This window comes from Paenarthrobacter sp. 10L412 (assembly GCF_056395565.1).
Window position 1 is genome coordinate 44,467 of record NZ_JBFTJT010000015.1, and the last position, 14,096, is coordinate 58,562.

General features: G+C 63.0%; 14 protein-coding genes. 9 read left to right on the forward strand and 5 right to left on the reverse strand.

Annotated features, from left to right (window positions below; all coding sequences use genetic code 11):
- Positions 1 to 32: 32 nt before the first annotated feature.
- The 3 genes from AC1DD7_RS19545 to AC1DD7_RS19555 are packed head-to-tail and all read left to right on the forward strand — an operon-like array spanning position 33 to position 1,955.
- The gene (locus AC1DD7_RS19545) at positions 33 to 806 is read left to right on the forward strand and encodes a DUF3710 domain-containing protein (protein WP_477516241.1); all 774 of its coding nucleotides are present in this window, start codon (positions 33 to 35) and stop codon (positions 804 to 806) included.
- Positions 799 to 1,176, forward strand: coding sequence for a hypothetical protein (locus AC1DD7_RS19550; RefSeq protein ID WP_477516242.1), 378 nt, complete (start codon positions 799 to 801; stop codon positions 1,174 to 1,176). The genes AC1DD7_RS19545 and AC1DD7_RS19550 overlap by 8 nt, the downstream gene beginning before the upstream one ends.
- On the forward strand, positions 1,173 to 1,955 hold the full coding sequence (locus tag AC1DD7_RS19555; protein WP_477516243.1) for a DUF3159 domain-containing protein: 783 nt from the start codon (positions 1,173 to 1,175) through the stop codon (positions 1,953 to 1,955). The genes AC1DD7_RS19550 and AC1DD7_RS19555 overlap by 4 nt, the downstream gene beginning before the upstream one ends.
- Here AC1DD7_RS19555 and AC1DD7_RS19560 read toward each other — a convergent pair.
- Positions 1,925 to 2,659, reverse strand: coding sequence for a potassium channel family protein (locus AC1DD7_RS19560; protein ID WP_477516244.1), 735 nt, complete (start codon positions 2,657 to 2,659; stop codon positions 1,925 to 1,927). The genes AC1DD7_RS19555 and AC1DD7_RS19560 overlap by 31 nt on opposite strands.
- Positions 2,659 to 3,330 (reverse strand): potassium channel family protein, encoded by a 672-nt coding sequence (locus AC1DD7_RS19565; protein ID WP_442017531.1) that lies wholly within the window; start codon positions 3,328 to 3,330, stop codon positions 2,659 to 2,661. Before AC1DD7_RS19565 ends, AC1DD7_RS19560 begins: the two co-directional genes overlap by 1 nt.
- 115 nt (positions 3,331 to 3,445) lie before the next feature.
- Between AC1DD7_RS19565 and AC1DD7_RS19570 the strand changes: the two genes are divergently transcribed.
- From AC1DD7_RS19570 to acnA, 3 genes are all read left to right on the forward strand, one after another.
- A complete protein-coding gene (locus AC1DD7_RS19570; protein ID WP_477516245.1) occupies positions 3,446 to 5,422 on the forward strand; it encodes an APC family permease in 1,977 nt (658 codons plus the stop codon).
- Positions 5,419 to 6,786 (forward strand): class I SAM-dependent RNA methyltransferase, encoded by a 1,368-nt coding sequence (locus AC1DD7_RS19575; protein WP_477516246.1) that lies wholly within the window; start codon positions 5,419 to 5,421, stop codon positions 6,784 to 6,786. The genes AC1DD7_RS19570 and AC1DD7_RS19575 overlap by 4 nt, the downstream gene beginning before the upstream one ends.
- Positions 6,787 to 7,051: 265 nt before the next feature.
- On the forward strand, positions 7,052 to 9,862 hold the full coding sequence (gene acnA / locus AC1DD7_RS19580; RefSeq protein WP_477516247.1) for an aconitate hydratase AcnA: 2,811 nt from the start codon (positions 7,052 to 7,054) through the stop codon (positions 9,860 to 9,862).
- A gap of 228 nt (positions 9,863 to 10,090) precedes the next feature.
- On the opposite strand, the gene AC1DD7_RS19585 is transcribed toward acnA, so the two are convergent.
- The 3 genes from AC1DD7_RS19585 to AC1DD7_RS19595 form a co-directional block, all read right to left on the reverse strand.
- Positions 10,091 to 10,930, reverse strand: a complete 840-nt coding sequence (locus AC1DD7_RS19585) for an MBL fold metallo-hydrolase (protein ID WP_477516248.1) — start codon at positions 10,928 to 10,930, stop codon at positions 10,091 to 10,093.
- 40 nt (positions 10,931 to 10,970) lie between these two features.
- On the reverse strand, positions 10,971 to 11,810 hold the full coding sequence (locus tag AC1DD7_RS19590; protein ID WP_477516249.1) for a shikimate dehydrogenase family protein: 840 nt from the start codon (positions 11,808 to 11,810) through the stop codon (positions 10,971 to 10,973).
- A 172-nt stretch (positions 11,811 to 11,982) separates the two neighbouring features.
- Entirely contained in the window at positions 11,983 to 12,318 is a 336-nt protein-coding gene (locus AC1DD7_RS19595) for a carboxymuconolactone decarboxylase family protein (RefSeq protein WP_431119745.1), read from the reverse strand.
- 133 nt (positions 12,319 to 12,451) lie between these two features.
- Here AC1DD7_RS19595 and AC1DD7_RS19600 point away from each other — a divergent pair, with 133 nt between their 5' ends.
- The 3 genes from AC1DD7_RS19600 to AC1DD7_RS19610 all read left to right on the forward strand — a co-directional run bounded on the left by AC1DD7_RS19600 (position 12,452) and on the right by AC1DD7_RS19610 (position 14,030).
- On the forward strand, positions 12,452 to 13,348 hold the full coding sequence (locus tag AC1DD7_RS19600) for a helix-turn-helix transcriptional regulator (RefSeq protein WP_477516250.1): 897 nt from the start codon (positions 12,452 to 12,454) through the stop codon (positions 13,346 to 13,348).
- Between the two features lie 110 nt (positions 13,349 to 13,458).
- On the forward strand, positions 13,459 to 13,893 hold the full coding sequence (locus tag AC1DD7_RS19605; protein ID WP_477516251.1) for a cupin domain-containing protein: 435 nt from the start codon (positions 13,459 to 13,461) through the stop codon (positions 13,891 to 13,893).
- Complete coding sequence (locus AC1DD7_RS19610; RefSeq protein WP_477516252.1) at positions 13,890 to 14,030, forward strand: hypothetical protein; 141 nt, start codon at positions 13,890 to 13,892, stop codon at positions 14,028 to 14,030. The genes AC1DD7_RS19605 and AC1DD7_RS19610 overlap by 4 nt, the downstream gene beginning before the upstream one ends.
- Positions 14,031 to 14,096: the final 66 nt, after the last annotated feature.

Here is a 14,096-nt window from a genome sequence, read left to right on the forward strand (position 1 = left end):
TGGGGATAGACCACTACTAAGGAGACAACCCAATGCTTTTTGGGCGCGGCAAAAAGTCCAAGGCCGAGCGGCCGGAAACCGCTGGCACCGTCGAGGAAAACGACGCGGCTGAGGCAACAGCCCCTGCAACCGGCGCGTCCGGTACCAAGGGTGATTTCCGGCTTGGCAAAGGTCCTTGGGACATCGATGAGATCGAGGACCGCGATGGATTTGTGGACCTCGGCGCACTGCTGATTGCACCCGCTGACGGACTCCAGCTGCGGCTGGAAGTGGAAGAAGCTACCCAGCGCGTGGTGGCCGTGACCATGGACCTGGCCGGCTCAAGCCTTCAGCTCCAAGCGTTCGCTGCTCCGCGTTCGGAGGGTCTGTGGGACGAGATCCGCGAGCAGATCGGCCAATCCGTAGCCAGCCAGGGTGGCGAGACAGAAGAAGTATCTGGAACGTTTGGCACAGAGCTCGTCGCCAAGCTCCCCGCCGAAGCTACCGACGGCAGCCGGGGTTTCCGCGCCGCCCGCTTCATGGGCGTGGACGGTCCCCGCTGGTTCCTGCGTGGTGTCCTCGGCGGCGAAGCCGCCCTGGACCGGGACGCCGCGGCAGCCCTCGAGGAGCTCTTCCGGCGCGTAGTTGTTGTCCGCGGCAACAATCCGATGCCGCCGCGCGAACTGTTGCAGCTGCGTCTGCCCAAGGACGCTGCTACCCAAGCCCCAGCCCAGGCCCCCGCTGGAGCCCCAGACCCCGGTGCACAGCAAGGTGGTCCCGCCCTGCACCAGCCGGAGCGGGGACCGGAGATCACCCAGATTGGCTGATACGCCCGGCTCGCCAGGATCCGCCGGGCAGCAGTCCCAGCAACACGGCGTCCGTGATCTCCCTGCACGCGGCAGGGCCACCTGCACTGGATTCATCGAATCCGTCACGTACCAGCCGCCAAGTGAGCAACCCTTCTTTTCAGCGGTTGTCGTGGACGCGCTGGAGCACAGTTCCCAACCATCAGTTGGTGGCGGGGGAGTGAAAAGGCAGGATGCACGGTTGCGCGTGATCTGGTTGGGCAGGAACCGTGTACCTGGGATTGAAGCAGGAGTGGAGCTGCGCTTGAACGGCATGGTGACGCAACTGGACGGCCTGCCTGCGATGTTCAATCCACGCTACGAAATACTTTCCCGTCAGGAGCACCTATGACCGTGGCCAATGGATCAGAGCCGAAGGATTCCGCACAGCCTACGCCAGGCGGGGATGAAACCACGGCCACAGGGTCAGCCAAGACCCCGGTGGCCGAAACCCCGGGGGTCGCGGATTTGGCTGCGGGCTATGCAGAAAAGGCAGGGCTTCAGCGCAACAGTGCCGGCCATGTAGACATGTTGAAGTCTGCAGGGGGAGTGCAAGGCATCGCGGAGAGTATCCTGCCGGGCCTCGTTTTCCTCGTGGCCTTCACCATAAGCCGCGACTTGACGGTTTCCCTGGTCGCGGCGTTGGCGACGGCAGCAATCTTCACAGTTGTCCGCCTGATCCAACGACGCCCGTTGACGCAGGCACTTGCCGGTGTGGTCGGCGTCGGGATTTCTGCCTGGTTGGCCAACACCACAGGGAAGGCTGAGGATTTCTACGTTCTCGGCTTCTTCACCAACATTGCCTATATCGCGGGCATGGTGCTTTCCGTCGTCCTCAAATGGCCCCTTGCCGGGTTGCTGTTCGGATTCGTCCGCAACGAGGGTCTCGAATGGCGCAAGGATCCGGAACGCCTGCGGGCGTACCAGCTTGGCACCTGGATTGTTGTGGCGGTGCTTGCGCTGCGGCTGGTGGTGCAGGTGCCGCTGTACTTCCTGGGTGAGCCAGGCTTGACGGCGTTGGCCACTACCCGGCTCCTCATGGGTGCGCCGCTCTACATCCTCGGCCTTTGGGTGGCCTGGCTTGTTACCAAGCCCGCACCTCAACCGTCGAAGCCGTCGTCCTCCGCCTGATCCGCGACGTCGCCAGCGCCGTCACGGGGTCCTTGGCCAGCCATCGACGCCGGTGACAACAGTGCCCGCAGGCCGTCCTCTGCCTGGATGGTGGTGACGAAGAACAGTTCGTCACCACCGTCGAGGACATCGTCCCGGCTTGGGGTGATGGGTGCCTGATCGCGCAGGATGGCCACCAACGTGGCGTCTTCCGGCCAGTCAATGGCGCCCACTGTGCTCCCAATGACGTGGGAGTCGTGGGGAACGGTGAATTCCACGATCGAGGCGACGCCGGTCTGCAAAGTCAAGAGCCGTACGATGTCGCCGATTTCCACGGCTTCCTCAACCAGGGCAGTCATGAGCTGGGGAGTATTGACGGCGACGTCCACACCCCAGGAGTCATTGAACATCCAGTCGTTCTTGGGGTTGTTGACGCGTCCGACAGTGCGGCCTACGGCGAATTCCGTCTTGGCCAGCAGGGACACCACGAGGTTCACTTTGTCATCACCCGTAGCGGAAACCACGACGTCGGCATCCTCAAGTTTGGCGTCCTGCAGCGTGCTGAGTTCGCAGGCGTCGCCCACCAGCCAGCGCGCACCCCGAAGGCCGCTGCGGCCAATGACTTCAGGCTTGAGGTCGATGAGCAGGATTTGATGGTTGTGGGCCAGGAGCTCACGGGCAATGGACGAGCCGACGCTGCCTGCGCCAACGATGACAACTTTCACTAAGACTCCTTGGCCGGTGCTTTGGCGAGGACGCGGCTGATCTCCGAGGTCCTGTCCAGGCTCAACATTGCGTGGACGGTATCGCCTTCCTGGTAGGCCGTGCCCGGCAGGGGCAGGAGGCCTTCACCAAAACGCGTCAGGAAGGCGACACGGATGCCCGCGGCAGCTTCAATGGACGTCACGCTATGGCCAATCCATCCCTCGTGCAGGTCCACCTCCGCCAGGACGAGCCGCCCGGATGGCTCCCGGTAATCGCCGGCGAGATGCTGTTCGGGAAGGATGCGCCTGAGGACCTGGTCCGCGCTCCAGCGCACGGCGGCCACGGTGGGAATGCCGAGGCGTTGGTAAATTTCGGCGCGTCCGGGATCGTAGATCCGCGCCACGACGTGTCCAACGTGGAAGGTCTCACGTGCTACCCGGGTGGCCAGGATATTGGAATTGTCGCCACTGGAAACTGCGGCGAAGGCGTAAGCCTCTTCCACGCCTGCCTGCTTGAGCGTGTCCCTGTCGAAACCTACGCCGGTGACCTTGCGGCCGGTAAACGTGTTGCGAAGCCGACGGAACGCCCGCTCGTCCTGGTCGATGATGGCCACCGAATGGCCGGCGTCTTCCAAAGTGTGTGCCAGGGTTGCGCCAACACGGCCGCAACCCATGATCACGAAGTGAGCCACCGTGTCTCCTTATGTGTGTTTACCGTGCCGCTGCGTATGACTTTACCGGTGCGATGGGCGTAAGGCGGAGACCGCCGTCATGACATCGCTGGGGATTCAGAGTAGTTTTGCGAAAGTGTTGACAATACTGAATGCTGCGAAGCGTGTGTTGGTGGGCCGGCCAGTCCGGAATGACCGCCTATCCCACACCCTCTTGCCCAAACGCATCGCTTTGCCGATCTTCGCCTCGGACGCCCTGTCTTCAGTGGCATATGCGCCGGATGAAATCCTGCTGACCCTGGCTTTGGCCGGTGTCAGCGCCGTGGCGTTCTCCCCCTTCGTCGGCTTGGCCGTGATGGTGGTGTTGCTCACAGTGGTCGCCTCCTATCGGCAGAACGTGCACGCCTACCCATCGGGCGGAGGCGACTATGAGATCGCCAACGTCAACCTGGGCAAATATGCCGGGCTCACTGTCGCTGCGGCCCTTCTGGTGGACTACGTCCTGACCGTTGCGGTGTCGATGTCCTCCGCCGCCGCCTATCTCACCACGGCGATCCCTTCGTTGCACGGCCAACAGGCGATGATCGCGACTGTGGGCGTGATCATTCTCGCCTTGGTCAACCTGCGGGGAATCAAGGAGGCCGGCACGGTCTTCGCCGTTCCCACCTACATCTTCATGGCGTCCATCCTGGGCATGACCCTCGTGGGCATCTTCCAGGCGCTGACGGGACAACTGGGCCAGGCGCCGTCCGCCAACTTCACCATCGTGCCCGAGGCCGGCTTCGATGAAGGCCTCGTTGGCCTTGCCGGTGCGTTCCTGTTGCTGCGTGCCTTTTCCTCGGGTGCTGCTGCCTTGACGGGTGTGGAGGCGATCAGTAACGGCGTGCCCAACTTCCAAAAGCCCAAGAGCAAGAACGCTGCCACTACTTTGCTGTTACTTGGCGCGATCGCAGCAGCCATGCTTGCCGGGATCCTTTACCTGGCCAACGCCACGAAGGTCCACATTGTTCTGGATCCCGCCAAGGAATTCCTCCTTGACGGCAAGCCGCTGCCCGAGGGCTATATCCAGAATCCGGCCATCAGCCAGATCGCCGACACCATTTTTGGGGCCGGTTCCATTCCGTTCTACATAGTGGTGGCTGCCACCGGCGTTATTCTTGTGTTCGCTTCCAACACCGCGTTTAATGGCTTCCCGGTGCTTGGGTCCATCCTGGCCCAGGACGGCTACCTGCCCCGCCAGCTCCGCACCCGCGGCGACAGGTTGGCCTTCAGCAATGGCGTGCTGGCGTTGGCTGCCGGGGCGCTGGTCCTCATCCTTTCGTTCAACGCCGATGTCACCAAGCTCATCCAGCTGTATATCGTGGGTGTCTTCATTTCCTTCACCGCCAGCCAGCTCGGCATGGTCCGGCACTGGGGCCGTGAATTGAAACTGGCGCGGGACAAAGCGGTCCGCCGCAGGATCATCAAGTCCAGGACCATCAACATGGTGGGCTTCGGCATGACCGCACTGGTCTTGGTCATCGTCCTCATCACGAAGTTTGAGCAGGGTGCCTGGATTGCGCTACTGGCAATGTTCGTGCTGTTCCTCATCATGTGGAGTATCCGGGCGCACTATGACAATGTTGCCAAGGAGTTGGCTGTCGACGAGGATTCATCGCCCCGCGCGCTACCTACCCGTGTCCACGCTGTCCTGCTTGTTTCGCACGTCCGCAAGCCTGTACTGCGGGCATTGGCTTACGCACGGGCGTCCCGGCCGTCGCGACTGGATGCGATTACCGTGGATATCAACTCCGAAGAGACAGAACATACCGTTCGGGATTGGGAGAAGCTGGAAATTCCAGTACCGCTCACCGTCCTGGCCAGCCCCTACCGTGAGACCGTGACTCCCATCATGGAGTACATCAAGAACATGAGACGAGACTCACCCCGGGACTTGATCGTCGTGTACATCCCTGAGTACGTCGTGGGCAAATGGTGGGAGCAGCTGGTCCACAACCAGACGGCACTCAGAATCAAGACGCGGCTCCACTTTGAACCTGGAGTCATGGTTGCCAGCGTTCCGTGGCAGCTCAAGTCCTCCGAAGAAGCAAAGGCACTGCAGGATACCCAATGACCTCCCACAGCATTTCCCCCCTTACCGACAACAGCGGAGGCCAAGGTACGCCCGGCACCGAACTGACTGCTGACGTTGGCCCGATCGCGCACGGCGGGCATTTCGTCGCACGCCATGAGGGCCGCGTCATCTTTGTACGCCACGGCATTCCGGGGGAGAAGGTCCGGATCCGGTTGACCGACTCCGGCGACTCGTCGCGCTTCTGGCGTGCCGACGTCGTGGAGGTCCTGGAAGCCTCGCCGGACCGCGTGCAGCACTTCTGGAAGCCGGCCGATTCGTTGACGGCCTGGCAGCACGGGAATCCACCCGTGGGCGGTGCCGAGCTCGGCCACATTTCCCTGCAGCGGCAGCGTGCCCTGAAGGCTGAAGTGTTGTCCGAACAGCTCAAGAGACTCGCTGGCCTGGACCTCGCGGTCGAGGTTGAGGGCGTAGGTGCCAACGACGACGGCGGACTCGGCTGGCGTACGCGCGCCAGCTTTGCTGTGACCTCCAAGGGGCGGCTGGGTATGCATGCCCACCGTTCCGACGTCGTGGTGCCCATCCGGGAGATGCCGTTGGCGCTTCCCGGAATCAACGACCTCAAGTTGTGGGACCTCGATCTCAGCGGGATAGCACGCGTAGAAGTGGCGGCGCCGGCCAATGGCTCCAGGCCGCTGGTGTTGCTGGCGCCGGAGGAAACGACCAGTCCCAAGCGGCTGCACAGCATCCTTTCGCAATTGCCGCACGAAGTTTCCGTAGCCAGCTTCGATCCCGGCAAGGGCCAGGTGTTGCAGCTTCGGGGACGGACCTGGGTACAGGAATCTGCGGCAGGGCATGAATACCGTGTGACAGGCGAGGGCTTCTGGCAGATTCATAAGGACGCGCCGGACACCCTGGTGGACGCGGTGACCGGCTACCTCGCAGGTGGAGGGTATCTCCAACCCGGTGCTGCGGTGGCGGACCTCTACGCCGGTGCCGGCCTGTTTACTGCACCCCTGGCTGATGCGGTAGGCGTTACGGGTTCGGTATTGTCCGTTGAAGGATCGCCCGGCACCAGCCGTGATGCGCGCAAGAACCTGCATGGAGAATCCCATGTTGAGATCGTGCAGGGACGAGTGGAGCGGGTATTGCACCAGCGTCCCCGGAACTTCGATTCCCTGGTGCTGGACCCGCCGCGCGTGGGGGCTGGAAAAGCCGTGATAAACCAACTCATGGCCTCACACCCCCGCGCAATTGCCTATGTGTCCTGTGATCCGGCTTCTTTTGCACGTGATCTGGGTTACTTCCAGCAAGGCGGTTGGCGCCTAGAGTCGTTGAGGGCATTCGATCTGTACCCCCACACGCATCACTTGGAGACCGTCAGCCTCATCGTTCCCGCCGGTTAGGCCGGCTATCGCCCGCCACGCCACCAGATGGCGGGCGATGCGTGGGGTGCGGCATTTCGTGGAGCTGCCCTGGAGCGGTGCTTGAACATGATCGATGCCACTACGATGGGCATAGTAGTCCCACATAGCAGCCCCACTCCGCATGGTTCCGCGCGGGGACAGGGGTTGACCAACTGAGAGTGCCGCCCGGCTAAGTAAGGTGCGCCTAACTGGCTAGCGGCCAACCACGCGACAAAGATGAAACTGTTGCGAGAGGAGTCCTGCCATGAGCACTGTGGACAGCTTCGGTTCCAAAGGCGTACTGAATGTAGCCGGCACCGATTATGAAATTTTCCGGTTGAACTCCGTAGAGGGCGCAGACAGCCTTCCGTTCAGCCTCAAGGTATTGCTTGAAAACCTCCTGCGGACTGAGGATGGCGCCAATATAACGGCTGACCACGTCCGCGCCCTGGCCGGTTGGGACCCCAATGCGGAGCCCGACACGGAAATCCAGTTCACCCCTGCCCGGGTCATCATGCAGGACTTCACCGGCGTACCTTGCGTTGTAGACCTCGCCACCATGCGCGAGGCCGTGAAAGAACTTGGCGGCGACCCCAAGCGCGTTAACCCCCTGGCACCCGCCGAAATGGTCATCGACCACTCCGTCCAGATCGACGCCTTCGGTAACTCCGGCGCACTGGAGCGCAACATGGAGATCGAGTACCAGCGCAATGGTGAGCGCTACCAATTCCTGCGGTGGGGCCAGACGGCCTTTGATGACTTCAAGGTTGTTCCCCCGGGAACCGGCATTGTCCACCAGGTCAACATCGAGTACCTGGCCCGCACCGTCATGACCCGTGAGATCGACGGCGTGCTTCGTGCCTACCCGGACACCTGCGTCGGAACCGACTCCCACACCACCATGGTCAACGGCCTGGGCATCCTGGGTTGGGGCGTCGGCGGCATCGAAGCCGAGGCTGCCATGCTTGGCCAGCCCGTCTCCATGCTGATTCCCCGCGTCGTGGGCTTCAAGCTCAGCGGCAGCATCCCGGCCGGTGCCACCGCAACGGACGTTGTGCTGACCATCACCGAAATGCTGCGCAAGCACGGCGTGGTGGGCAAGTTCGTCGAATTCTACGGTGAAGGCGTTGCCGCTGTGCCGCTGGCAAACCGCGCCACCATCGGCAACATGAGCCCGGAATTCGGCTCAACGGCCGCCATGTTCCCGATCGATGACGTCACCCTTGAATACCTGCGCCTCACCGGCCGCTCCGAGGAGAATGTCGCCCTTGTGGAGGCATACACCAAGGAACAGGGCCTCTGGCACGATCCTTCCCGCGAGCTGCGCTTCTCCGAGTTCCTCGAGTTGGACCTGTCCACCGTTGTTCCGTCCATCTCCGGTCCGAAGCGTCCGCAGGACCGCATCGAGCTGACGGATGCCAAGGAGCAGTTCCGTAAGGACATCCACAACTACGTTGCAATCGAAGACGGCAGTGTGGACGAGTCATTGGATGAATCGTTCCCGGCTTCCGATTCACCGTCGTTCACGCACGCCGACTCGCACACCACGGAGACGGCACGCGTTGCGTCCGCCGCCAATGGTGCGCATGGCCGCCCGTCCTCCCCGGTGCACGTGAAGACCGCCGACGGCCGCGAGTTTGAGTTGGACCACGGTGCAGTGTCGATCGCCTCGATCACTTCCTGCACCAACACCTCCAACCCGTCTGTCATGTTGGCTGCAGCCCTGCTTGCACGCAACGCTGTTGACAAGGGCCTGACGTCCAAGCCGTGGGTCAAGACTTCCGTCGCCCCGGGCTCGAAGGTTGTCACGGACTACTACGAGAAGTCCGGCCTGACCCCGTACCTGGAGAAGCTTGGCTTCTACATCGTGGGCTACGGCTGCGCAACGTGCATCGGCAACTCCGGCCCTCTGGAGCCGGAGATCTCCGAAGCCATCCAGGCCAACGACCTCTCCGTGACGGCTGTCCTCTCGGGCAACCGCAACTTCGAAGGCCGTATCAACCCGGACGTCAAGATGAACTACCTGGCTTCTCCGCCGTTGGTCATCGCTTACGCCTTGGCCGGTTCCATGGACTTCGATTTCGACACCGATGCCCTGGGCACCGACTCCGAGGGCAATGAAGTCTTCCTGAAGGACATCTGGCCCAACCCCATCGAGGTGCAGGAAGTCATTGACTCCTCCATCGACAAGGCCATGTTCGCCAAGGGTTACGAGGGCGTCTTCGACGGCGACGAGCGCTGGAAGGCACTGGACACTCCTGCAGGCGACACCTTCGCTTGGGCCGAGGACTCCACGTATGTCCGCAAGCCCCCATACTTCGAGGGCATGAAGGCACAGCCGGACCCCGTCCAGGACATCCAGGGCGCCCGTGTGTTGCTGAAGCTGGGCGATTCCGTCACCACGGACCACATCTCCCCGGCTGGTTCCTTCAAGTCGGACACACCGGCAGGGCAGTACCTCCTGGCCAATGGTGTGGAGCGCAAGGACTTCAACTCCTACGGCTCGCGCCGTGGCAACCACGAAGTCATGATCCGCGGTACCTTCGCCAACATCCGCATCAAGAACCAGCTCCTGGACGGCGTCGAGGGTGGCTTTACCCGCGACTTCAGCCAGGAAGGTGCACCGCAGGCTTACGTCTACGATGCCGCCCAGAACTACCAGGCCGCGGGAACGCCGCTGGTTGTCCTGGCAGGCAAGGAATACGGTTCCGGATCCTCCCGTGACTGGGCAGCCAAAGGTACTGCGCTCCTGGGTGTCAAGGCCGTCGTCGCCGAGAGCTACGAGCGCATCCACCGCTCCAACCTCATCGGCATGGGCGTTCTTCCCCTGCAGTTCCCCGCTGGCGAGTCTGCAGCAACGCTGGGACTTACCGGTACGGAGACGTTCTCGGTTGAAGGCGTCACGGGGCTGAACAACGGCACCACGCCCAAGACGCTCAAGGTGACGGCAACGGCCGAGGACGGCACGTCCAAGTCCTTCGACGCCGTCCTGCGCATCGATACGCCGGGTGAAGCGGACTACTACCGCAACGGTGGCATCCTGCAGTACGTGCTTCGGCAAATTAGCGGTTCTTGAGCTGATTGGCTCGGATACCAGAGGATCTGGGTGCTGACTTGCTGTCACCGGCGGTCACACTGGAGTCTCGCATAAGTGCCCCGTCAGGCTTCGGCTTGGCGGGGCACCTGTGCTTTGTCGGTCCGACTCGCGGTTCAGGGTGCCGGGGTGCTCGACCCATTCGTGAATTGGCAGCGGCAACCGTCACGGCCGCCACCTCGGTTGCCTCAACCGCTGACTGTTTCGCGCCTACGCGGACGCGCCGCCCAGCCGGAAAGGCTCGCCCGGTGCGAGTACACGGATGCGCTTGGGGTTGACCACGACGTCCCAGAGCGTGTCCGGGTCGGCGTTGAACGGGGAGAAATCGGGGGAGTCCACCGAGCCCCAGTGGTGCAGGAGCAGGTCCGCGTCGGGATAGGCATTGGCTATCTCGACGGCGCCGTCGAAGGTGAAGTGCCACTCGCTGTCCGAGAAGTCGAACAGCAGCGCATCCGGGGTCGGCATGGTCAGATGGTGTTCGCGGATCAGCCGTGAGTCCCCTGGTGCCCAGATCACGCCGTCACGGGTCTCGATCCAGAAGCCGCACGAGTCCTCATCGCGGAAGGTGCGCTGCCCCGGCTGGGGCGCGGCATTCTGCCAGGCATGGTCGGCCGGTGTGACCGTTACCCGGACCCCGCCAATGGAGAAGGCATCGCCGATGCCGTGGCCCTCGGCGGGCATGCCCAGTTCCTGCATCAGATCGGAGACGTAGCGGGTCGAGTGGAACCGCTGGGTGACTTCATTCAAGGCATTACATGTCGGCACGCTGAAGTGGTCATTGTCCGCGTGAGTGACCAGGATCCCATCGAGTCGGGGGACGTCTGCCGCCTGGAGCGGGAAGTCGATGAGCACAGGCATGTCAAAGTCCTGGAGCAGCGGATCGACCATAATCAGCGTCCCCCGTGCATTGATCAGAAATCCCGCCATGCCGAGCCAGTAAAGGACGGTGCCGTGCGGGTCATCGAAGGCATCAGCACGAATTGGCATAGTTGTCGGGGCCATGGCCTGCCCGCGGGGGCTGTGCCGGAGCGGTGGGTGCGCATGGTTCATCGTGTCTCCTTGGGTCTGTTCTCCGGTGCAATGGGAGTGGTCACTGTTCACTCCGGCGACCGAGCATGAAATCAGCCATAAGATCTTGCACGGCCTCAACCATATGCTCACCGGCGGCAGTTCCGCAGCCAACAGAACGGGCTGCAGCAATGAGAGGTGTAGTGCCGTGTCCCGAGACGACGTCGCCGACGAACATTGAGGAGGTCAGCAATGAGCGATCCACCGGCAACGGGTCCTTGGCTCCCATCCCCAGAGGGGTCGCGTTGAAGACCAGGTCGAAGCCCGTTGGGTCGGCCGTCCCGGCACGCGCCCGGCCAGGATCCATCATCTCCAGCAGGTCCAGTACACCGTTCACGCGCGACAGGTCAGCGTCGTGGACCACGAGCTCCCGCACCCCGGCGTCGATGAGGGCGATTGCGATCGCGCTGCCCGCGCTTCCGGTGCCTACTAGCAGCGCTCGTGAGCCGTGGATGGTCGCGCCGTGGTCCTGCTGCGCCTTTACGAACGCGAGGCCGTCGAGCATGTCCCCGTGCCAGGTGCCGTCCGGGTTGCGGCGCATGACGCTGACGACGCCAGAGCGGCCCGCACGGTCGGTGCTGGTGGAGCAATAGGTGAAGGCGTCGTGCTTGTGCGGCATCGTGACCAGGATCCCGTCGACGTTCGGCGTTGCTGTGAGTCCGGTCATGACAGCATCGAGTGCGCCCTCGGGTACATGCATCGGTATGCAGATCCCGTTATGGCCGCGCTCGGCGAAAGTCCGCGTGAGCCATATGGGGGACTGCACGTGCGTGATGGGGTCTCCGATGATGGGAAACAAGCGGGTGGCTCCGCTGAGACGTTGCGGCGTCTCTGCTGTTCCGTCCGGGATCCATGTGGTCATGGGTGGTGTCTCCTTCTTAGTGGGTGGTGTAGCCGCCGTCGACGGGCAACGCGACGCGGACGACGAAGCTGGCTGCCGGGCTGCACAGCCACAGCACCGCGGCCGGTGCCGGGCCGTGCGGTGAGGGTTTCCCCGCCGCGTCGGGTGTTTCGCGTGTATCCAGAGCCCGGTGTCAGGCGTCCTCCACGACGTTCTTCAGCACGGTCGTCGCGCCCATCCCGTTGGGCCAGCCGGCGTAGAAGGAAAGGTGCAGTAAGGCCTCCTTGAGTTCCTCGTCGGTGACGCCGTTCTGGCGGGCGAAACCGAGATGGAACTTCAGCTGGTCCATCTTGCCCAGTGCGGTCAGCGCAGCGACCGTGATCAGGCTCCGATCGCGCTTGGACAGCTCCTCTCGCTCCCAGACCTCATCGAAGAGGACACGGTCGGTGTAATGGACCATTCCGGGTGCGAAGTCGCCGAAGGCGTTGTTCCCGCCGCTCCAGCCGGTGCTCTGCTCTTCATTGCTCATCGTCTTTCTCCTTCGTCGTAGTTGCACGAATGCCTCTATTCCATCGCCACTGCGGCAGGGGAGGGGAGTCTCTAGTGAAGGGTGTACCAGCGGGGACTCCCTCCAAGCCGGTGACCCGAATAGCGTTGCCTGCATGAACACCAAGGACGAAGCACGGGAGTTCCTCATATCCCGTCGGGCGAACATCAGCCCCGAGCAGGCCGGACTGACCGTCTCGGGGCACCGTCGCGTCGCGGGCTTGAGGCGGGGGGAGGTTGCGATGCTTGCGGACGTGAGTCCGGAGTACTATGCCAAGATCGAGCGAGGCAACCTCGCCGGGGTGTCCGACTCCGTGCTGGAGTCGGTCGCCCAGGCCCTGCAGCTCGACGATGCCGAGCGCGAGCACCTTTTTGATCTCGCCCGGGCCGCAAACGGAGGAGCGCAGCACGTGCGCCGGCGCAAGTCGAAGACATGGGTGGCGCGGGATAGCCTGACCCGTGCGCTGGACGTCATCGTGAACGGTCCGGCGTTCGTCCGCAACGGACGGATGGACATCTTGGCGACCAACGCCCTGGGTCGCGCCTTCTATGACGAGGTCTTCGACGGGCCCGGGCAGGGGAACCTCGCCCGGTACTGCTTCTTCGACGAGCGAGCAAAGACGTTCTACCCGGACTGGGAGGCGGCGGCCGACGTCACCGTGGCGATCCTGCGCACGGAGGCCGGTCATGATCCTCGTGACAAGCAGTTGCATGACCTTGTCGGTGAACTCTCCACCCGCAGTGACGCGTTCCGTACGCGGTGGGGTGCGCACAACGTCCGCCGCCACGGCTCGGGCACGAAGGACTTTCACCACCACGAGGTCGGCGACCTCACCCTCACGTACGAAGGACTCGAGCTGACCGCCGAGCCGGGGCTTTCGTTCCTCATTTACACCGCCGAGCCCGGTTCGCCGAGCGATCAACGGCTGCAGCTGCTGGCAAGCCTCGCCGCCACCGTAACCGCGACACCGTCACACCCCGTACTCGACGACACCACCACTACGAAGGACTGACCTTGCACACCAGAGTACTTGGCCAGGGGCTTGAGGTCTCCGCGATGATCGTGCCGATCCCCGGCATATGGCTTACGTCAACCGCTGGACGGAACAAAAGGAAAAGCAAAATGACTGACAACGAATTCGACCAGATCTTCCCGCTCGGGGAAAAGAACGACGCCTACGCCCAGTACTTCATCGGCCAGAGTTATCTGGCCCCGCTCGCCTCGGGAAGTGTTCCGGTCAGCAACGTCTCCTTCGAGCCGGGATGCCGCAACAACTGGCACATCCACCACGGCACCGATGGTGGAGGAGACCAGATCCTGATCTGCACTGCGGGCAGCGGCTGGTACCAGGCAGAGGGCACCGAGCCGATCAGCCTGGAGCCCGGAACGGTGATCCACGTCCGGGCCGGCACGAAGCACTGGCACGGTGCGAAGGCCGATTCGTGGTTCTCCCACCTTGCTTTCATCACCCCGGGCGAAGGCGTAGGCAACGAATGGCTGGAGCCCGTCACCGACGAGGTGTACGGCGCGCTTCCGACCAACGGAGGGAACGCATGAGCATCCTGAACGAGAGCTACACCCTGTCCAACGGCATCGAGATCCCGAAGCTGGGGCTCGGCACGTGGTTCATCGACGATGACAAGGCAGCTGGCGCGGTCCTCGCAGCTGTCGGGGTCGGTTACCGGAACTTTTGACACTGCTCAGGCCTGCGGAAATGAGCGCGGCGTCGGTGAGGGTGTGCGCGCCTCCGGCGTGCCCCG